Genomic DNA, 20,633 nt, shown 5'->3' on the forward strand with positions numbered 1-20,633 from the left:
GGCTGGCTCAGGCCGAAATGCGTGGAAGGGTGTCGTCCTTGCGCAGGGTGAAGATCTCGTAGCCGCTGGCGGTCACCAGGATGGTGTGTTCCCACTGGGCCGAGAGCTTGCGGTCCTTGGTGATGGCGGTCCAGCCGTCGCCCAGGACCTTGGTGTCGGCCTTGCCCTGGTTGATCATCGGCTCGATGGTGAAGGTCATGCCTTCCTTGAGTTCCATGCCGGTGCCGGCCTTGCCGTAGTGCAGGACCTGCGGCTCCTCGTGGAACACCTTGCCGATGCCATGGCCGCAGAACTCGCGGACCACCGAGAAGCCGTTCTTCTCGGCGTGCTTCTGGATCACCTCGCCGATGTCGCCCAGGCGGCAGCCCGGCTTGACCAGTTCGATGGCCTTGTACATGCACTCCTGGGTGACCTTGCACAGGCGCTCGGCCCACTCCGGCACCTCGCCGACGTAGAACATGCGGCTGGTGTCGCCGTGGTAGCCGTCCTTGATCACGGTGACGTCGATGTTGATGATGTCGCCTTTCTTCAGCGGCTTCTCATTGGGGATGCCGTGGCAGACCACATGGTTGATCGAGGTGCAGATCGACTTGGGGAAGCCCTTGTAGTTCAGCGGCGCCGGAATGGCCTGCTGGACGTTGACGATGTAGTCGTGGCACAGGCGGTCCAGTTCCTCGGTGGTGACACCGGGCTTGACGTGTTCCTCGATCATCTCGAGGACTTCGGCGGCCAGGCGGCCGGCGATGCGCATCTTCTCGATGTCTTCTGCGGTCTTGATGGTGACGGTCATTACAGGCTCTCTACGGCGCCGGGAAGGGCGCGAACGAACGGGAAAGGCCGGATTCTACCAGAGCGAGGCGCCCATCTGTCGGGATAAACCGGCAAATCCGGTGTCTACCGAGAGCATTCTGGCGCGATTGCCGGCATGCTGCAAAAGCCGCTGACGGACGAAGCACCATCCGGGTTCCGTTCGCCCGCGGTCTGTGGTATAAAATGCGCCGCTTTCGGGGGAGGTCCCCCGCAAGCCCAAACCCACACACGTGTCGACACGATGACCTGGGTGCCCCGAACTCGCTGGGTTCGCGGGTTGGTCATTGGGATACGTGGAGGCCCAACCCGACTTATCAAGGAACTATCATGTCCCAAGTCAACATGCGCGATATGCTGAAGGCCGGTGTGCACTTCGGCCACCAGACCCGTTACTGGAACCCGAAAATGGGCAAGTTCATTTTCGGCGCTCGTAACAAGATCCACATCATCAACCTGGAAAAAACCCTGCCGATGTTCAACGACGCCCTGTCGTTCGTCGAGCGCCTGGCCCAGGGCAAGAACAAGATCCTGTTCGTCGGCACCAAGCGTTCCGCCGGCAAGATCGTCGCCGAGCAGGCTGCTCGTTGCGGTTCGCCATACGTTGACCACCGCTGGTTGGGCGGCATGCTGACCAACTACAAGACCATCCGCGCTTCGATCAAGCGTCTGCGCGACCTGGAAACCCAGGCCGAAGACGGCACCTTCGCCAAGCTGACCAAGAAAGAAGCCCTGATGCGTACCCGCGACCTGGAAAAACTGGATCGCAGCCTGGGCGGCATCAAGGACATGGGCGGCCTGCCGGACGCACTGTTCGTGATCGACGTCGAGCACGAGCGCATTGCCATCACCGAAGCCAACAAGCTGGGCATCCCGGTCATCGGCGTTGTCGATACCAACAGCAGCCCGGAAGGCGTTGACTACGTCATCCCAGGCAACGACGACGCCATCCGCGCCATCGAGCTGTACATGACTTCGATGGCCGACGCGGTCATCCGCGGCCGCAACAACGTTGCCGGCGGCACCGAAGTTTACGCTGAAGAAGCGGCTGCACCAGCTGCCGAGTGATTGACGCCTAGCGTCTGACTTGGCACGCGAAAAGGGGGCTTGGCCCCCTTTTTGCCACCTTGAAATCCTGCTGTCAGAAAGAGCGCCGCATCATCGTGCTTCGCTGGCATGAAGGCAGTGATTCGCAGAATTGAACGCCCGCCGCGCGCGGGTGGAATGGTTGAAAACCTATCCAACGAGGATTTTGAAATGGCAGAAATTACTGCAGCGCTGGTCAAGGAACTGCGTGAGCGTACCGGCCAGGGCATGATGGAGTGCAAGAAAGCACTGGTTGCTGCCGGCGGTGACATCGAGAAGGCCATCGACGACATGCGCGCCTCCGGCGCCATCAAGGCCGCCAAGAAGGCCGGCAACATCGCTGCCGAAGGTTCGATCGCCGTTCGCGCCGAAGGCGGCCGTGGCCTGATCATCGAAGTCAACTCGCAGACCGACTTCCTGGCCCTGCAGGACGACTTCAAAGGCTTCGTCAAGGACAGCCTGAACGAAGCGTTCGAGCAGAACCTGACCGACGCCGCTCCGCTGATCGCCTCGCGTGAATCGGCGCGTGAAGCCCTGGTCGCCAAGTGCGGCGAGAACGTCAACATCCGTCGCCTGACCGCTGTCCAGGGTGACGTGATCGGTTCCTACCTGCACGGCCACCGCATCGGTGTCCTGGTCGTCCTGAAAGGCGGCGACGAAGAACTGGCCAAGAAGATCGCCATGCACGTGGCGGCCTCGAAGCCGGAAGTCGTTCGTCCGGAAGACGTTTCCGAAGAGCTGGTTGCCAAGGAAAAAGAAATCTTCCTGCAGCTGAACGCCGACAAGATCGCCGGCAAGCCGGAAAACATCGTCGAGAACATGATCAAGGGCCGTATCACCAAGTTCCTGGCCGAAGCCAGCCTGGTCGAGCAAGCCTTCGTCATGGATCCGGAGGTCAAGGTCGGCGAGCTGGCCAAGAAAGCCGGTGCCGAGATCGTTTCCTTCGTTCGCTACGAAGTCGGTGAAGGCATCGAGAAGAAAGAAGACAACTTCGCCGAAGAAGTTGCTGCTCAAGTGGCTGCTGCCCAGAAGCAATAAGACGGATTTTCATCTGTCGCCCCGAAGAGGCTGCCCGCTCACGCGCGCAGCCTCTTTGTCAAACCGGACGGGGGTTTATCCCGCTCCTGTCCGCTGGCGCCGAAGCGGCGCCACGCTACAGTTAGCAGGCTGCACACAGCCCGCACGGAATTTTCTCAAAGAACGCCGCAGGAGAGACTCGAATGGCCCAGCAGGTGAGTGGTCGCCAACCTCGCTATAAACGCATTTTGCTCAAACTTAGCGGCGAGGCCCTGATGGGGTCGGAAGAGTTCGGGATCGACCCGAAAGTCCTGGATCGCATGGCCCTGGAAGTTGGCCAACTGGTCGGCATCGGTGTCCAGGTCGGCTTGGTGATCGGTGGTGGCAACCTGTTCCGCGGCGCCGCCCTCAGCGCGGCTGGCATGGACCGCGTCACCGGCGACCACATGGGGATGCTGGCCACGGTGATGAACGCGCTGGCCATGCGTGACGCCCTCGAGCGTTCGAACATCCCGGCCATCGTCATGTCGGCCATTTCCATGGTTGGCGTCACCGATCATTACGATCGTCGCAAAGCTATTCGTCACCTCAACTCCGGGGATGTGGTAATTTTCTCCGCCGGTACCGGCAACCCGTTCTTCACCACCGACTCCGCTGCCTGCCTGCGCGCTATCGAGATCGATGCCGATGTCGTGCTGAAGGCGACCAAGGTCGATGGTGTCTACACTGCCGATCCATTCAAGGACCCGCATGCCGAGAAGTTCGATCACCTGACCTACGACGAGGTCCTGGATCGCAAGCTCGGCGTCATGGACCTGACCGCAATCTGCCTGTGCCGCGACCACAAGATGCCATTGCGGGTATTCAACATGAACAAGCCTGGCGCCCTGCTGAACATCGTAGTGGGTGGCGCTGAAGGAACTTTGATCGAGGAAGGCGAAGCATGATCAACGACATCAAGAAAGACGCCCAGGAGCGCATGGGCAAGTCCATCGAGGCCCTTGGCCGCAACCTGGCGTCCATCCGCACCGGTCGCGCGCACCCGAGCATCCTGGACAGCGTCAAGGTCCCGGCCTGGGGTAGCGAGATGCCGCTGAACCAGGTGGCCGCGATCACCGTCGAGGACGCCCGCACCCTGAAGATCGTCGCCCACGACAAGAACCTCAGCGCTGCCATCGAGAAGGCCATCCTGACCTCCGACCTGGGCCTGAACCCGTCCAGTGCCGGCACCACCATCCGCGTGCCGATGCCCGCCCTGACCGAGGAAACCCGCAAGGGCTACACCAAGCAGGCCCGTGCCGTTGCCGAGGAAGCCAAGGTCGCCGTGCGCAACGTGCGTCGTGACGCCCTGGCTGACCTGAAGAAGCTGTCCAAGGACAAGGCGATCAGCGAGGACGAAGAGCGTCGTGCCGCCGACGAGCTGCAGAAACTGACCGACAAGTATGTCGGCGAGGTCGACAAGGCCCTCGAAGCCAAGGAAAAGGACCTGATGGCCGTCTGAGGCCGGGACTTTTTCATGGAAAAGACCAAGCCAGCGGCATCGCCTTCGGTGCCGCGTCACGTCGCGATCATCATGGACGGTAACAACCGCTGGGCGAAGAAGCGCCTGCTGCCCGGCGTCGCCGGGCACAAGGCTGGCGTGGACGCCGTGCGCGCGGTGATCGAAGTCTGTGCCGAGGCGGGGGTCGAGGTGCTGACCCTGTTCGCCTTCTCCAGCGAGAACTGGCAGCGCCCGGCCGAGGAGGTCGGTGCCCTGATGGAGCTGTTCTTCTCGGCCTTGCGCCGCGAGGCCAAGCGCCTCAACGAGAACCGCATCAGCCTGCGCATCATCGGTGACCGCACGCGCTTCCACCCTGAGCTGCAGGCCGCCATGCGCGAGGCCGAGGCCCTGACCGCCGGCAACGATCGCTTCATCCTGCAGATCGCCGCCAACTACGGTGGCCAGTGGGACATCGCCCAGGCCGCCCAACGCCTGGCGCGGGAAGTCCAGGCTGGCCACCTGCGTCCGGACGACATCACCCCGGGGCTGCTGCAAACCTGCCTGGCCACCGGCGACCTGCCGTTGCCCGACCTGTGCATCCGTACCGGGGGCGAGCATCGCATCAGCAACTTCCTGCTGTGGCAGTTGGCCTATGCCGAGCTGTACTTCTCCGACCTGTACTGGCCGGACTTCAAACACGAGGCCATGCGCAACGCCCTGGCCGATTTCGCTTCGCGCCAGCGCCGCTTCGGTAAGACCAGCGAGCAGGTCGAGGCTGGAGCTCGTGCTTAATGCTTAAACAACGCATCATTACTGCGCTGATCCTGCTGCCGATCGCGCTGGGTGGATTCTTCCTGCTCCACGGCGGGGATTTCGCCTTGTTCATCGGCTTCGTGGTGACCGTCGGCGCCTGGGAGTGGGCGCGCCTGGCGGGGCTCGTGGCCCAGCCGTTGCGCCTGGCCTATGCCGCGGTGGTCGCCGGGGCGCTGATGCTGCTTTACCTGATGCCGGACCTTGCGCCCTGGGTGCTTGGCGCCTCGGTGATCTGGTGGGGGCTGGCCACCTGGCTGGTGCTCACCTACCCACGCAGTAGCGAGCTGTGGGCCAGCGCTGCCTGTCGCCTGCTGATCGGCCTGCTGGTGCTACTGCCGGCCTGGCAGGGCCTGGTGCTGCTCAAGCACTGGCCGCTGGGCAACGGGCTGATCCTGGCGGTCATGGTGCTGGTCTGGGCCGCCGATATCGGCGCCTACTTCTCGGGGCGCGCGTTCGGCAAGCGCAAGCTGGCGCCACAGGTCAGCCCTGGCAAGAGCTGGGAAGGGGTCTATGGCGGCCTGGCGGTCAGCCTGCTGATCGCCCTGGGCGTGGGCCTGGCCCGCGACTGGGGTATCGGTCAGTTGCTGCTGGGCCTGCTGGGCGCCGTGGTCGTGGTGATGTCCTCGGTGATCGGTGACCTGACCGAGAGCATGTTCAAACGCCGCGAAGGCATCAAGGACAGCAGCAACCTGCTGCCCGGCCATGGCGGCGTGCTCGACCGCATCGACAGCCTGACCGCGGCGATCCCGATGTTCGCCGTGCTGCTCTGGGCGGCCGAGTGGGGTGTGATGTGAGTCGCGCGCAACGCATTACCGTGCTGGGGGCGACCGGCTCCATCGGCCTGAGCACCCTGGATGTCATCGCCCGTCATCCTGAGCGCTACCAGGTGTTCGCCCTGAGTGGCTATTCCCGTCTCGACCAGTTGCTGGCGCTGTGCGAGCGGCACCGCCCGGCCTATGCCGTGGTGCCGAGCGCCGAGGCCGCCACGCGCCTGCGCGAGGGGTTGGCCGCGACCGGCTGCGCCACCGAGGTGCTGGAAGGGGAGGCGGGGTTGTGCCAGGTGGCCCGCGCGGCCGAAGTGGACGCGGTGATGGCGGCCATCGTCGGTGCCGCGGGCCTGCGCCCGACCCTGGCGGCCGTCGAGGCGGGCAAGAAGGTGCTGCTGGCCAACAAGGAAGCCCTGGTGATGTCCGGTGCGCTGTTCATGGGGGCGGTGCGGCGCAGTGGTGCCGTGCTGCTGCCGATCGACAGCGAGCACAACGCGATCTTCCAGTGCCTGCCAGGCGACTACGCCCGTGGCTTGGCCCCGGTGGGTGTGCGGCGCATCCTGCTGACCGCCTCGGGCGGGCCGTTCCGCGAGACGCCGGCAGCCGCCCTGGCGAACGTCACGCCGGAGCAGGCCTGCGCTCACCCCAACTGGTCCATGGGGCGGAAGATCTCGGTCGACTCGGCGAGCATGATGAACAAGGGCCTGGAGCTGATCGAGGCCTGCTGGCTGTTCGATGCCGCGCCGGACAAGGTGGAAGTGGTGGTGCACCCGCAGAGTGTGATCCACTCCCTGGTGGACTACGTGGATGGTTCGGTGCTCGCCCAGCTGGGCAACCCGGACATGCGCACGCCGATCGCCAATGCCCTGGCCTGGCCCGAGCGGATCGATTCCGGGGTCGCGCCGCTGGACCTGTTCGCCATCGCCCGCCTGGATTTCCAGGCGCCCGACGAACAGCGCTTCCCCTGCCTGCGCCTGGCGCGCCAGGCTGCCGAGGCCGGCAACAGCGCCCCGGCGGTACTCAATGCGGCCAACGAAGTGGCGGTGGAGGCATTTCTCCAGCGGCGTATCCGCTTCCCGGAGATCGCGGGTATGATCGAACAGGTGCTCGACCAGGAGTCCGTGGTGCCGTTGCCGTCGCTGGACGCGGTGTTCGCCGCCGACCAGCGCGCCCGGGAGCTTTCCCGGGAATGGCTGAGGCGCCACGGTCGCTGATGGTGAGATTTGTACGAAAAGTCGCCGCTCCGGCACTTTTCGTACAAGGTCCAGGGCTGGGCTGAACGTCATTTGGAGATAGATATGACAGCGCTCTACATGATTATCGGCACCCTGATTGCCTTGGGTGTATTGGTCACTTTCCATGAATTCGGCCACTTCTGGGTGGCCAGGCGTTGTGGCGTCAAGGTGCTGCGCTTCTCCGTGGGCTTCGGCACGCCACTGCTGCGCTGGCACGACCGTCATGGCACCGAGTTCGTGGTCGCGGCGATTCCCCTGGGTGGCTACGTCAAGATGCTCGACGAGCGCGAGGGCGACGTGCCGCCGGCATTGGCGGAGCAGTCCTTCAACCGCAAGCCGGTGCGCCAGCGCATCGCTATCGTCGCGGCCGGCCCCATCGCCAACTTCCTCCTGGCCATCCTGTTCTTCTGGCTCCTGGCCATGCTCGGCACCCAGCAGGTCCGTCCGGTGATCGGCGCGGTCGAGTCGGGCAGCCTGGCGGCATCCGCCGGCCTGGCCGCCGGTCAGGAAGTCGTCTCCGTCGACGGCAAGCCGACCAATGGCTGGTCGGCGGTCAACCTGCAGCTGGTTCGTCGCCTGGGCGAGAGCGGGACCCTGCGGGTCGGTGTGCGTGACGAGGGCGGCTCGGTCGAGCGCCAGCACGATATCCGCCTGGATCAATGGCTCAAGGGCGTCGACGAGCCCGACCCGATCCGCTCCCTCGGCTTGCGCCCCTGGCGCCCGGCGGTGACGCCGGTGCTGGCGCAGATCGATCCCAAGGGGCCGGCTGCCGCCGCCGGGCTCAAGAGTGGCGACAAATTGTTGGCCCTGGACGGGGTCGCGCTGAGCGACTGGCAGCAGGTGGTCGACGGCGTGCGTGCCCGTCCAGAGGCCAAGGTGCTGCTGCGCGTGGAGCGTGACGGGGCGCAGCTGGAGGTCCCGGTCACCCTGGCCCGGCAGGGCGAGGGTGGCTACCTGGGGGCAGGTGTCAAGGGCGTCGAATGGCCCGCCAGCATGCTTCGCGAAGTCAGCTATGGCCCCCTGGAAGCGGTGGGCGAGGGCCTGTCGCGAACCTGGAGCATGAGCGTCCTGACCCTCGAATCGCTGAAGAAAATGCTGTTCGGGGAGCTCTCGGTAAAAAACTTGAGCGGACCGATAACCATTGCTAAAGTGGCGGGCGCTTCAGCCCAGTCGGGCGTGGGGGATTTCCTGAATTTCCTGGCCTACCTGAGCATAAGCCTGGGGGTTCTTAACCTGCTGCCCATCCCAGTACTGGATGGGGGGCATTTGCTGTTCTACCTGATCGAGTGGGCGCGCGGTCGTCCGCTCTCGGATCGGGTGCAAGGTTGGGGGGTCCAGATCGGTATCAGTTTAGTCATTGGGGTGATGTTGCTCGCCCTGATCAACGATCTGGGTCGACTATAAAAAGCTTCGCTCAATTGCGAACCTGCCGCCCCACTCGCGGCGGGTTGTTTATTGCCAGTTGGAATAAAAGGACTTCATGAAACGTCTGCTGCTAACTGCGGTCCTCTCCGCACTGATGATCGCTGAAGTTCACGCCGAGTCCTTCACCATCTCCGATATTCGTGTCAATGGTCTGCAGCGGGTTTCCGCAGGCAGCGTGTTCGGGGCCCTGCCACTGAACGTGGGCGACCAGGTCGACGATCGGCGTCTGGTGGAATCCACCCGCTCGCTGTTCAAGACCGGCTTCTTCCAGGACATCCAGCTGAGCCGCGACGGCAATGTCCTGATCATCAACGTGGTCGAACGTCCGTCGGTCTCGAGCATCGAGATCGAGGGCAACAAGGCCATCAGCACCGAAGACCTGATGAAGGGCCTGAAGCAGTCGGGCCTGGCCGAGGGCGAGATCTTCCAGCGGGCCACCCTCGAGGGTGTGCGTAACGAGCTGCAGCGCCAGTACGTGGCCCAGGGCCGCTATTCGGCGGAGGTCGACGCCGAGGTGGTGCCGCAACCGCGCAACCGGGTCGGCCTGAAGATCAAGATCAACGAAGGCACCGTCGCCGCCATCCAGCACATCAACGTGGTGGGCAACACCGTCTTCAGCGACGAAGACCTGACCCAGCTCTTCGAGCTCAAGACCACCAACTGGCTGTCGTTCTTCAAGAACGATGACAAGTACGCCCGCGAGAAGCTCTCCGGTGACCTGGAGCGCCTGCGTTCCTACTACCTGGACCGCGGCTACATCAACATGGACATCGCCTCGACCCAGGTGTCCATCACCCCGGACAAGAAGCACGTCTACATCACCGTCAACATCAACGAAGGCGAGAAGTACACCGTTCGCGACGTGAAGCTCTCCGGCGACCTCAAGGTACCGGAAGACCAGGTCCGGTCGTTGCTGCTGGTGCAGCCGGGCCAGGTGTTCTCGCGCAAGGTGATGACCACCACCTCCGACCTGATCACCCGTCGCCTGGGCAACGAGGGCTATACCTTCGCCAACGTCAACGGCGTGCCGCAACCCAACGACGAAGACCATACCGTCGACATCATGTTCGTGGTCGACCCGGGCAAGCGCGCCTACGTCAACCGCATCAACTACCGCGGCAACACCAAGACCGAAGACGAAGTGCTGCGTCGCGAGATGCGCCAGATGGAGGGCGGCTGGGCCTCGACCTACCTGATCGACCAGTCCAAGACCCGTCTGGAGCGCCTGGGCTTCTTCAAGGAAGTCAACGTCGAGACCCCGCCGGTGCCGGGCACCGACGACCAGGTCGACGTCAACTACAGCGTCGAGGAGCAGGCCTCCGGCTCGATCACCGCCAGCGTCGGTTTCGCCCAGAGCGCGGGGCTGATCCTGGGTGGCTCGATCAGCCAGAGCAACTTCCTGGGGACCGGTAACAAGGTCTCCATCGGCCTGACCCGTAGCGAGTACCAGACCCGCTACAACTTCGGCTTCGTCGACCCCTACTGGACCGCCGATGGCGTCAGCCTGGGCTACAACGCCTTCTACCGCAGCACCGACTACGACGACCTCGACGTCGACGTGGCCAGCTATGCGGTGGACAGCCTGGGCGCCGGTGTCAGCATCGGCTACCCGATCAGCGAGACCTCGCGCCTGACCTACGGCCTTTCCGTGCAGCGCGACGAGATCAAGACCGGCCGCTACACCGTCGACGAGATCTTCGACTTCCTCGAGGAGGAGGGCGACAGCTTCCTGAACTTCAAGGCGTCGGTGGGCTGGTCCGAGTCCACCCTGAACAAGGGCGTGCTGGCGACCCGTGGTCATTCCCAGAGCCTGACCCTGGAAACCACCGTGCCGGGCAGCGACCTGTCGTTCTACAAGCTCGACTACCGTGGCCAGCTGTTCAAGCCGATCACCAACGACTACACCCTGCGCCTGCACACCGAACTGGGCTATGGTGATGGTTTCGGTGGTACCTCGGGCCTGCCGTTCTACGAGAACTACTATGCCGGTGGCTTCAACTCTGTCCGTGGCTTCAAGGACAGCAGCCTGGGCCCTCGCAGTACCCCGAGCCAGGGCAACAACCCCGGTACCATCCGCGACCCGGACCAGGACCCGCTGCCGTTCGGTGGCAACGTCCTCGTCCAGGGTGGTGTCGAGCTGCTGTTCCCGCTGCCGTTCGTCAAGGACCAGCGTTCGCTGCGTACCTCGGTGTTCTGGGACGTCGGTAACGTGTTCGACACCAACTGCGGCAGCAAGCCGGACTGCGAGAAGGTCGGCTTCTCGGGCATGGCCAGCTCGGTTGGCCTGGGCGTCACCTGGATCACTGCGCTGGGCCCGCTGAGCTTCAGCCTGGCGATGCCGGTCAAGAAGCCGGACGATGCCGATACCCAGGTGTTCCAATTCTCTCTGGGCCAGACCTTCTGAGGTCGGCCCTCGCTCAACGAAAACGGTTTATCCAGGAGTGCATCGTGCGTAAGTTGACTCAACTGGCCATCTTGGCCGCGGCGCTGGTCGCCACCCCGGCTTTCGCCGAAATGAAGATCGCCGTGCTGAACTACCAGATGGCACTGCTCGAATCGGACGCGGCGAAGAAGTACGCGGTCGATGCCGAGAAGAAGTTCGGCCCGCAGCTGACCAAGCTGAAGAATCTGGAAAGCAGCGCCAAGGGCATCCAGGACCGCCTGATCAAGGGTGGCGACAAGATGCCCCAGCAGGAGCGCGAGCGCCTGGAACTCGAATTCAAGCAGAAGGCCCGTGACTTCCAGTTCCAGTCCAAGGAGCTGAACGAAGCCAAGGCCGTCGCCGACCGCGACATGCTCAAGCAACTCAAGCCCAAGCTCGACGGCGCCGTCGAGGAGGTCATCAAGCGTGGTGGCTACGACCTGGTGCTCGAGCGTGGTGCGGTGATCGATGTCAAGCCGCAGTACGACATCACCCGCCAAGTCATCGAGCGTATGAACCAAGCTCGTTGATATGACCGTGACCATGACGCTTGGCCAACTGGCCGAGGCCCTCGGGGCCACCCTCAAGGGGCCCGAGGGGCTGCAGATCACCGGGCTGGCCACCTTGCAGGAGGCCGGGCCCGGGCAATTGAGTTTCCTGGCCAACCCGCAGTATCGCAAGTACCTGGACAACAGCCAGGCCGCCGCGGTGCTGCTCAAGGCCGCGGATGCCGAAGGCTTTGCCGGCAATGCCCTGATCGTCGCCGACCCGTACCTGGCCTACGCGCGCATTTCCCACCTGTTCGATCCCAAGCCCAAGGCTGTGGCGGGTATTCATCCCAGCGCCGTGGTGGCCGAGGATGCCCAGGTGGACGCCAGTGCCAGCATCGGCCCGTTCGCGGTGATCGAGGCCGGCGCGCGGATCGCCGCCAACGTGACCATCGGTGCCCACTGCTTCGTCGGTGCGCGCTGCGTGATCGGCGAAGGTGGCTGGCTGGCGCCGCGGGTCACCCTGTACCACGACGTGACCATCGGCAAGCGCGTGGTGATCCAGTCGGGTGCGGTGATCGGTGGCGAGGGCTTCGGCTTCGCCAACGAGAAGGGCATCTGGCGCAAGATCGCCCAGATCGGCGGGGTGACCATCGGCGACGACGTGGAGATCGGCGTGAACACCGCCGTCGACCGTGGTGCGCTGTCGGACACGCGGATCAACGATGGGGTCAAACTGGACAACCAGATCCAGATCGCCCACAACGTGCAGATCGGCGAGCACACCGCCATGGCGGCCTGCGTGGGGATCTCTGGCAGCACCCGCATCGGCAAGCATTGCACCATCGCTGGCGGTGTCGGCATGGTCGGTCATATCGATGTTTGCGATAACGTATTCGTTTCCGGGATGACCATGGTGACCCGTTCGATCACCGAACCGGGCGCCTATTCCTCCGGCACGGCCATGCAACCCTTGGCCGAATGGCGCAAGAGCGCCGCGCGTATTCGCCAGTTGGACGAGATGTCCAAGCGTCTCCAGCAGCTGGAAAAACGTGTCGATACCGTGACCTCAGGTGGTCAGCCGGCATCAGAAGGCTGATACCATTCCCTGAGCAAGAGTGAACCGTCGCTAGCTGGCTCCTCTTTGGATTGTAAAAGGAGCGTGTGGTCAGCACCTGCGCTCCCTATTCTTACTACAGGCTTCCCCCCGAAATGATGGACATCAACGAGATTCGCGAATACCTGCCTCACCGTTACCCGTTCCTGCTGGTGGACCGGGTGACGGACCTGGACTTCGAGGCCCAGAGCATTCGTGCCTACAAGAATGTCAGCATCAATGAGCCGTTCTTCAATGGCCATTTTCCCGCGCACCCAATCATGCCGGGCGTGCTGATCATCGAGGCGATGGCCCAGGCGGCCGGGATTCTCGGTTTCAAGATGCTCGATGCCAAGCCGGCGGACGGTACCCTTTATTACTTCGTCGGCTCGGACAACCTGCGCTTCCGCCAGCCTGTGCTGCCGGGCGACCAGTTGATCCTCGAGGCCAAGTTCCTCAGCCGCAAGCGTTCGATCTGGAAGTTCGAGTGCCAGGCCACCGTCGATGGCAAGCAGGTCTGCTCGGCGGAGATTATCTGCGCGGAACGTGAACTATGAGTTCGATTGATCCTCGGGCGATCATCGACCCTGCGGCCAGGCTGGCCGACGGCGTCGAGGTGGGCCCTTGGTCGATCATTGGCCCCGATGTGGAAATCGGGGAGGGCACCGTCATCGGTCCGCACGTGGTGCTCAAGGGGCCGACCCGGATCGGCAGGCACAACCGCATTTTCCAGTTTTCCTCCATCGGTGAAGACACCCCCGATCTCAAGTACAAGGGCGAGCCGACGCGCCTGGTGATCGGTGATCACAATGTGATCCGCGAAGGCGTGACCATTCACCGGGGCACCATCCAGGATCGCTCGGAAACCACCCTTGGCGATCACAACCTGATCATGGCCTATGCCCATATCGGGCATGACAGCGTCATCGGCAACCACTGCATCCTGGTCAATAACACGGCGTTGGCCGGGCACGTGCATGTGGGCGACTGGGCGATCCTGTCTGGCTATACCCTGGTGCACCAGTACTGCCATATCGGTGCCCACGCTTTCTCCGGCATGGGCACGGCGATCGGCAAGGACGTCCCGGCCTTCGTCACCGTGTTCGGCAGCCCGGCCGAGGCGCGCAGCATGAACTTCGAAGGCATGCGCCGTCGTGGCTTCAGCGACGAGGTGATCCACGCCCTGCGCCGCGCCTACAAGATCGTCTATCGCCAGGGCCTGACCGTGGAAGAGGCGCTCAAGGAACTGGAGGAGCTGGCCGGCCAGTTCCCGGAGGTCGAGCTGTTCCGCCAGTCGATCCTCGGCTCCGCCCGCGGCATCACGCGCTGACATGGCCCAACTCTGCGTAGCGCTGGTCGCGGGCGAGGCCAGCGGCGACATTCTCGGTTCCGGCCTGATGCGCGCGCTCAAGGCGCGCCATCCCGACGTACGCTTCATTGGCGTGGGTGGCCCGTTGATGGAGGCCGAGGGTCTGGTTTCCTACTTCCCCATGGAGCGCCTGGCGGTCATGGGGCTGGTCGAGGTGCTGGGGCGCCTGCGCGAGCTGCTCAAGCGGCGCAAGGCACTGATCCAGACCCTGATTGCCGAGAAACCGGACGTGTTCATCGGCATCGATGCGCCGGACTTCACGCTCAACATCGAACTGAAGCTGCGCCAGGCCGGGATCAAGACCGTGCACTACGTCAGCCCATCGGTCTGGGCCTGGCGGCAGAAGCGTGTGCTGAAGATTCGCGAAGGCTGCGACCTGATGCTCACCCTGCTCCCGTTCGAGGCGAAGTTCTACGAAGAGCAGGGTGTGCCGGTGCGTTTCGTCGGCCATCCGCTGGCCGACACCATACCGCTGGAGGCCGACCGCCAGGCTGCCCGAGCCGCGCTCGGGTTCGGCGACGGCCCCTTGGTGGCGCTCATGCCCGGTAGCCGGGGCGGCGAGGTGGGGCGCCTGGGCGAACTGTTCCTCGACACCGCCCAGCGCCTGCGCGAACGGGTGCCGGACGTGCGTTTCGTTTCACCGTGCGCCAATCCGGCGCGACGTGCCCAGCTCGAACAGATGCTGCAAGGCCGCGACCTGCCGCTGACCCTGCTCGACGGCCAGTCGCACCAGGCCCTGGCGGCTTGCGATGCGGTGCTGATCGCCTCCGGTACCGCGACCCTCGAAGCCTTGCTGTACAAGCGGCCGATGGTGGTCGCCTATCGCCTGGCGCCGTTGACCTTCTGGATTCTCAAGCGCATGGTGCGCAGCCCCTACGTGTCGCTGCCCAACCTGCTGGCCCAGCGCTTGCTGGTACCGGAGTTGCTGCAGGACGCCGCCACCAGCGAAGCCCTCGCCCAGGCCCTGGCGCCGCTGATCACCGATGGCAGCCAGCAGACCGAACACTTCGACCAGATCCACCGTACCTTGCGTCGCGACGCCTCCAACCAGGCGGCCGATGCGGTGTTGAGCTTGCTGGGAGCCCGATAGGATGCAAATGGGACTGGATTTCAACCTGGTCGAGGAGCTGGTCGCCGGTGTCGACGAAGTCGGCCGTGGCCCGCTGTGCGGAGCGGTGGTCACCGCTGCGGTGATCCTCGACCCGCACAGGCCAATCCTCGGCCTGAACGATTCGAAGAAACTCACCGAAGCCAAGCGTGAGGTGCTGTTCGACGAGATCTGCGAAAAGGCCCTGGCATTTTGTATCGCCCGTGCCGAGGTCGAGGAAATCGACCGCCTGAATATCCTCCACGCGACCATGCTGGCCATGCAGCGCGCGGTGGAGGGCCTGAGCATCACGCCGAAGCTGGCGCTGATCGATGGCAACCGCTGCCCAAAACTGGCCGTGCCGGCTGCGCCAGTGGTCCAGGGCGATGCCAAGGTCCCGGCCATCGCCGCTGCCTCGATCCTGGCCAAGGTCACCCGTGACCGGGAAATGAGCGCCTTCGAGCTGATCTACCCTGGCTATGGTATTGGCGGACACAAGGGCTATCCCACGCCGGTGCACCTGGAAGCCCTGGCGCGGCTCGGGCCGACGCCGATCCACCGGCGCTCCTTCGCACCGGTGCGCGCAGCCTGGGAAGCCCGCGACGGTATCACCGGGTCTCTGCTCGAGCCTTGATTGGCCCCAAGATTGCCATCCCCGAAAAGCCCGTGCGCACTGCCTAATTACCTCCCCCCGACACTCACTCGACCGGCTGTTGGGTTACAATCCCGCCCTTGTCGTTCCGCACTGCCACAGGATCATCCATGCCGGTTTCCTTCGTTCATCTTCGTGTGCACTCCGAATTCTCGCTGGTCGACGGCCTGGTGCGGATCAAGCCGCTGGCCAAGGCCCTGGCCGGGATGAACATGCCGGCGGTGGCGATCACCGACCAGAGCAACATGTGCTCGCTGGTGAAGTTCTACAAGACCGCCATGGGGGCCGGCATCAAGCCGATCTGCGGTGCCGACCTGTGGCTGGCTGGCACCGACCCGGAGGCACCGCTCTCGCGCATCTGCTTCCTGGCCATGAACCCCAAGGGGTATCGCAACCTCACCGAGCTGATCTCCCGTGGCTGGGTCGAAGGCCAGCGCAACGGTCTGGTGGTCATCCAGCGCGAGTGGATCGCCCCGGCCAGCGAAGGGCTGATCGGCCTGTCCGCAGCCCGCGAAGGCGACATCGGCATGGCCCTGCTGGCGGGCAAGATCGACGAGGCCGAAGCCCTGCTGCGCGATTGGATGGGCATGTTCCCCGAGCGCTTCTACGTCGAGCTGCAGCGCACCAACCGCGCGGGCGACGAGGAATACGTGCATGCCGCCGTGGCCCTGGCCGATCGCCTCGGTGCGCCGCTGGTGGCGACCAACGACGTACGTTTCATCAAGCAGTCGGACTTCGACGCCCACGAGACCCGCGTCTGCATCGGCGAGGGCTGGACCCTGGACGATCCGCGTCGCCCGCGCCTGTACAGCGATCAGCAGTACCTCAAGAGCGCGGAGGAAATGGCCGAGCTGTTCAGCGACCTGCCGGACGCGATCGCCAACACCGTGGAGATCGCCAAGCGCTGCAACATCCAGGTACAGCTGGGCAAGTACTTCCTCCCCGACTTCCCCACGCCCAACGGCATGGGCATCGACGACTACTTGCGCCACGTCGCCCACGAAGGCCTGGAGGAGCGCCTGGCGGTGCTCTGGCCCAAGGAGACCACGCCCAACTACGAAGAGAAGCGCCAGGTCTACCTGGACCGCCTGAAGTTCGAACTGGACATCATCATCCAGATGGGCTTCCCCGGTTACTTCCTGATCGTTATGGACTTCATCAAGTGGGCCAAGAACAACGGCGTACCGGTCGGCCCCGGCCGGGGTTCGGGTGCCGGTTCGCTGGTGGCCTACGTGCTGAAGATCACCGACCTCGATCCGTTGGCCTACGACCTGCTGTTCGAGCGCTTCCTCAACCCTGAACGTATTTCCATGCCCGACTTCGACGTCGACTTCTGCATGGACGGCCGCGACCGGGTGATCGACTACGTGGCCGAGGCCTACGGGCGCAATGCGGTGAGCCAGATCATCACCTTCGGCACCATGGCCGCCAAGGCGGTTGTGCGCGACGTGGCGCGGGTCCAGGGCAAGTCCTACGGCCTGGCCGACCGCCTGTCGAAGATGATCCCCTTCGAGGTCGGCATGACCCTGGAGAAGGCCTACGAGCAGGAAGAGATGCTCCGCGACTTCCTCAAGAGCGACGAGGACGCCCGTGAGATCTGGGACATGGCCCTCAAGCTCGAGGGCGTCACCCGAGGTACCGGCAAGCACGCCGGTGGCGTGGTGATCGCGCCGACCAAACTGACCGACTTCTCGCCGATCGCCTGTGACGAAGAGGGCGGCGGCCTGGTGACCCAGTTCGACAAGGACGACGTGGAGGCCGCGGGCCTGGTGAAGTTCGACTTCCTCGGCCTGCGAACCCTGACCATCATCAAGTGGGCGATGGAGACCATCAACCGCGACCAGGCGCGCAAGAACCTGCCCGAGGTCAACATCGACTTCATCCCGCTGGATGACAAGAAGACCTACGACCTGCTGCAGAAGGCCGAGACCACGGCGGTGTTCCAGCTCGAATCCCGTGGCATGAAGGAGCTGATCAAGAAGCTCAAGCCCGACTGCCTGGAAGACCTCATCGCACTGGTGGCGCTATTCCGCCCCGGCCCGCTGCAGTCGGGCATGGTGGACGACTTCATCAACCGCAAGCACGGCCGCGCCGAGCTCGCCTACCCGCACCCGGACTACCAGTACGACGGCCTCAAGCCGGTGTTGGCACCGACCTACGGCATCATCCTGTACCAGGAACAGGTGATGCAGATCGCCCAGGTGATGGCTGGCTATACCCTCGGTGGCGCCGACATGCTGCGCCGGGCGATGGGTAAGAAGAAACCCGAGGAGATGGCCAAGCAGCGCGGTGGCTTCATCGAGGGCTGCGCGCAGAACGGCATCGATGCCGAGCTGGCGGGCAACATCTTCGACTTGGTGGAAAAGTTCGCCGGCTACGGTTTCAACAAGTCGCACTCGGCCGCCTACGGACTGGTCTCCTACCAGACCGCCTGGCTCAAGACGCACTACCCGGCGCCGTTCATGGCGGCGGTACTGTCGGCGGATATGCACAACACCGACAAGGTGGTGGTGCTGATCGAGGAAGTGCGCAGCATGAAGCTGCGCCTGGACGCGCCGGATGTGAACAGCTCCGACTTCAAGTTCACGGTCAACGACGATGGCCGCATCGTCTATGGCCTGGGTGCGATCAAGGGCGTCGGCGAGGGGCCGGTGGAGGCCATCGTCGAGGCGCGTGCCGAGGGCGGGCCGTTCAAGGACCTGTTCGACTTCTGCGAGCGGGTCGACCTCAAGCGCATCAACAAGCGTACCCTCGATGCCTTGATCCGCAGCGGTGCGCTGGATCGCCTGGGCCCGTACTTCCACGACGAGCTCAAGGCCTACCAGGCCAATATCGACCGCAACCGCGCGGTGCTGCTTTCGGCCCTGGAAGAGGCGATCAAGGCCGCCGAGCAGACCGCTCGCACCGCCGACAGTGGTCACGCCGACCTGTTCGGCGGGTTGTTCGTCGAGGAGGACGCCGATGTCTATGCCAACCACCGCAAGGTCCGCGAGCTGACCCTCAAGGAACGCCTGCGTGGCGAGAAGGATACCCTTGGCCTGTACCTGACCGGCCACCCGATCGACGAGTACGAGGGCGAGATCCGCCGTTTCGCCCGCCAGCGCATCGTCGACCTCAAGCCGTCGCGTGACACCCAGACGGTGGCGGGGATGATCATTGCCCTGCGGGTGATGAAGAACAAGAAGGGCGACAAGATGGGCTTCATCACCCTCGACGACCGTTCGGGGCGCATCGAGGCCTCGCTGTTCGCCGATGCCTTCATGGCCGCCCAGGCGCTGCTGCAGACCGACGCCATGGTGGTGGTGGAAGGCGAGGTCAGCCACGACGATTTCTCCGGTGGCCTGCGCCTGCGGGTCAAGCAAGTGATGACCATGGAGGACGCTCGCACCAAGCTGGCCGAGAGCCTGCGCCTGAAGGTGGCCCATGATGCCCTCAAGGGCGATCGCCTGGCCTGGCTCGGCGAGTTGATCACCCGCCATCGCGGGGGCTGCCCGATCACCCTGGAGTACACCGGCAGCGATGCGCGGGCCATGCTGCAATTCGGCGACGAGTGGTCGATCGACCCGGCCGATGGCCTGATCCAGGCCCTGCGTGACCAGTTCGGGCGTGAGAACGTCTTCCTGCAATACCGCTGAATCGACCAATTTTAATCTCGACCTGAATGCGCCTGATCCCTTAAGGTAGGGCGCCAAACGGATCAACCGGCCGGCCGCCTGGCCGTAGACCCAAGACGGATGCCTATGAACCCGAATTTCCTGGATTTCGAACAGCCGATTGCCGACCTGCAAGCCAAGATCGAAGAGCTGCGCCTGGTGGGCAACGACAACTCGCTGAACATCAGCGATGAAATTGCCCGTCTGCAAGACAAGAGCAGCACCCTCACCGAAAGCATCTTCGGCAACCTGACCAGCTGGCAGATCGCCCGCCTGGCCCGTCACCCACGCCGCCCCTATACCCTGGACTACATCCAGCACATCTTCACCGAGTTCGAAGAGCTGCACGGCGACCGTCATTTCGCCGACGACGCCGCGATCGTCGGGGGTACCGCGCGCCTGGATGGCAAGCCGGTGATGGTCATCGGCCACCAGAAGGGCCGTGAAGTGCGCGAGAAGGTGCGCCGCAACTTCGGTATGCCGCGTCCGGAAGGCTACCGCAAGGCCTGCCGCCTGATGGAAATGGCCGAGCGCTTCAAGATGCCGATCCTCACCTTCATCGACACGCCGGGCGCCTACCCGGGCATCGACGCCGAGGAGCGCAACCAGAGCGAGGCCATCGCCTGGAACCTGCGCGTGATGGCGCGCCTGAAGACCCCGATCATCGCCACCGTGATCGGTGAAGGTGGCTCGGGCGGCGCGCTGGCCATCGGTGTGTGCGACCAGCTGAACATGCTGCAGTACTCCACCTACTCGGTGATCTCGCCGGAAGGCTGCGCCTCGATCCTGTGGAAGACCGCCGACAAGGCTGCCGATGCTGCCGAGGCCATGGGCATCACCGCCGAGCGCCTGAAGAGCCTGAACATCGTCGACAAAGTCATCAACGAGCCGCTGGGCGGTGCCCACCGCGACCCGGCGAAGATGTCCGAGAGCATCCGCGCCGATTTGGTCGAGCAGTTGGACATGCTCGGCAAGTTCGACTACGACGCCCTGCTGGAGCGCCGGTACGAGCGCCTGATGAGCTACGGCGTCTAAGGCCAGCCGTCGAGCGGCACTGGGGCTGCCTTGCAGCCCCTCGCCGGCAAGCCGGCTCCCACAGAATCCTCTACCCGGCACTCGATGTGTGAACCCCAAGCGCCCACAAGCGCTTCTGCCAGGCAGATGATGTTTGAACACCGCTGGCCCCTGTGGGAGCCGGCTTGCCGGCGAGGGGCGAAGCGGCCCCCAATGGCAGCG

Annotated in this window: 18 protein-coding genes; 17 read left to right on the forward strand and 1 reads right to left on the reverse strand. The window is 64.1% G+C overall.

What is annotated here, in order from left to right; genetic code table 11:
- Positions 1 to 7: 7 nt before the first annotated feature.
- A complete protein-coding gene (gene map / locus NJF35_RS01860) occupies positions 8 to 790 on the reverse strand; it encodes a type I methionyl aminopeptidase (protein ID WP_225787331.1) in 783 nt (260 codons plus the stop codon).
- Between the two features lie 347 nt (positions 791 to 1,137).
- Here map and rpsB point away from each other — a divergent pair, with 347 nt between their 5' ends.
- The 17 genes from rpsB (at position 1,138) to NJF35_RS01945 (ending at position 20,432) form a co-directional block, all read left to right on the forward strand.
- Positions 1,138 to 1,875 carry a 30S ribosomal protein S2 gene (rpsB, locus tag NJF35_RS01865; protein WP_084854358.1) on the forward strand — a complete coding sequence of 246 codons (738 nt, stop codon included), beginning with the start codon at positions 1,138 to 1,140 and terminating at the stop codon, positions 1,873 to 1,875.
- A 189-nt stretch (positions 1,876 to 2,064) separates the two neighbouring features.
- Positions 2,065 to 2,931 (forward strand): translation elongation factor Ts, encoded by an 867-nt coding sequence (gene tsf, locus NJF35_RS01870; RefSeq protein WP_225787332.1) that lies wholly within the window; start codon positions 2,065 to 2,067, stop codon positions 2,929 to 2,931.
- Positions 2,932 to 3,113: 182 nt separating this feature from the next.
- Positions 3,114 to 3,857, forward strand: a complete 744-nt coding sequence (pyrH, locus tag NJF35_RS01875; protein WP_225787333.1) for a UMP kinase — start codon at positions 3,114 to 3,116, stop codon at positions 3,855 to 3,857.
- On the forward strand, positions 3,854 to 4,411 hold the full coding sequence (gene frr, locus NJF35_RS01880) for a ribosome recycling factor (protein WP_253079936.1): 558 nt from the start codon (positions 3,854 to 3,856) through the stop codon (positions 4,409 to 4,411). Before pyrH ends, frr begins: the two co-directional genes overlap by 4 nt.
- Before the next feature lie 15 nt (positions 4,412 to 4,426).
- Positions 4,427 to 5,182 (forward strand): polyprenyl diphosphate synthase, encoded by a 756-nt coding sequence (gene uppS, locus NJF35_RS01885; RefSeq protein ID WP_225787335.1) that lies wholly within the window; start codon positions 4,427 to 4,429, stop codon positions 5,180 to 5,182.
- Positions 5,182 to 5,997, forward strand: a complete 816-nt coding sequence (locus NJF35_RS01890; protein WP_225787336.1) for a phosphatidate cytidylyltransferase — start codon at positions 5,182 to 5,184, stop codon at positions 5,995 to 5,997. The genes uppS and NJF35_RS01890 overlap by 1 nt, the downstream gene beginning before the upstream one ends.
- Positions 5,994 to 7,184: a 1-deoxy-D-xylulose-5-phosphate reductoisomerase gene (gene ispC, locus NJF35_RS01895; protein WP_253090630.1), complete on the forward strand. Its 1,191-nt coding sequence runs from the start codon at positions 5,994 to 5,996 to the stop codon at positions 7,182 to 7,184. The genes NJF35_RS01890 and ispC overlap by 4 nt, the downstream gene beginning before the upstream one ends.
- Before the next feature lie 84 nt (positions 7,185 to 7,268).
- Positions 7,269 to 8,609, forward strand: a complete 1,341-nt coding sequence (rseP, locus tag NJF35_RS01900) for an RIP metalloprotease RseP (protein WP_225787338.1) — start codon at positions 7,269 to 7,271, stop codon at positions 8,607 to 8,609.
- Between the two features lie 76 nt (positions 8,610 to 8,685).
- Entirely contained in the window at positions 8,686 to 11,034 is a 2,349-nt protein-coding gene (gene bamA, locus NJF35_RS01905; RefSeq protein ID WP_253079938.1) for an outer membrane protein assembly factor BamA, read from the forward strand.
- Between the two features lie 44 nt (positions 11,035 to 11,078).
- Positions 11,079 to 11,582 carry an OmpH family outer membrane protein gene (locus NJF35_RS01910; RefSeq protein WP_225787340.1) on the forward strand — a complete coding sequence of 168 codons (504 nt, stop codon included), beginning with the start codon at positions 11,079 to 11,081 and terminating at the stop codon, positions 11,580 to 11,582.
- 1 nt (position 11,583) lies between these two features.
- Positions 11,584 to 12,639: a UDP-3-O-(3-hydroxymyristoyl)glucosamine N-acyltransferase gene (lpxD, locus tag NJF35_RS01915; RefSeq protein WP_253090631.1), complete on the forward strand. Its 1,056-nt coding sequence runs from the start codon at positions 11,584 to 11,586 to the stop codon at positions 12,637 to 12,639.
- A gap of 113 nt (positions 12,640 to 12,752) precedes the next feature.
- Positions 12,753 to 13,193, forward strand: coding sequence for a 3-hydroxyacyl-ACP dehydratase FabZ (fabZ, locus tag NJF35_RS01920; protein ID WP_225787342.1), 441 nt, complete (start codon positions 12,753 to 12,755; stop codon positions 13,191 to 13,193).
- Positions 13,190 to 13,966, forward strand: coding sequence for an acyl-ACP--UDP-N-acetylglucosamine O-acyltransferase (lpxA, locus tag NJF35_RS01925; RefSeq protein ID WP_225787343.1), 777 nt, complete (start codon positions 13,190 to 13,192; stop codon positions 13,964 to 13,966). Before fabZ ends, lpxA begins: the two co-directional genes overlap by 4 nt.
- Before the next feature lies 1 nt (position 13,967).
- On the forward strand, positions 13,968 to 15,095 hold the full coding sequence (gene lpxB, locus NJF35_RS01930) for a lipid-A-disaccharide synthase (protein WP_225787344.1): 1,128 nt from the start codon (positions 13,968 to 13,970) through the stop codon (positions 15,093 to 15,095).
- 1 nt (position 15,096) lies between these two features.
- Complete coding sequence (gene rnhB / locus NJF35_RS01935; RefSeq protein WP_225787345.1) at positions 15,097 to 15,726, forward strand: ribonuclease HII; 630 nt, start codon at positions 15,097 to 15,099, stop codon at positions 15,724 to 15,726.
- Positions 15,727 to 15,854: 128 nt separating this feature from the next.
- Complete coding sequence (gene dnaE / locus NJF35_RS01940) at positions 15,855 to 19,379, forward strand: DNA polymerase III subunit alpha (RefSeq protein WP_225787346.1); 3,525 nt, start codon at positions 15,855 to 15,857, stop codon at positions 19,377 to 19,379.
- A gap of 105 nt (positions 19,380 to 19,484) precedes the next feature.
- Complete coding sequence (locus NJF35_RS01945) at positions 19,485 to 20,432, forward strand: acetyl-CoA carboxylase carboxyltransferase subunit alpha (RefSeq protein WP_225787347.1); 948 nt, start codon at positions 19,485 to 19,487, stop codon at positions 20,430 to 20,432.
- The last annotated feature ends 201 nt before the right edge of the window (positions 20,433 to 20,633 follow it).

This window comes from Pseudomonas guariconensis, assembly GCF_024127895.1.
GTDB classification, from domain to species: Bacteria; Pseudomonadota; Gammaproteobacteria; order Pseudomonadales; family Pseudomonadaceae; genus Aquipseudomonas; species Aquipseudomonas guariconensis_B.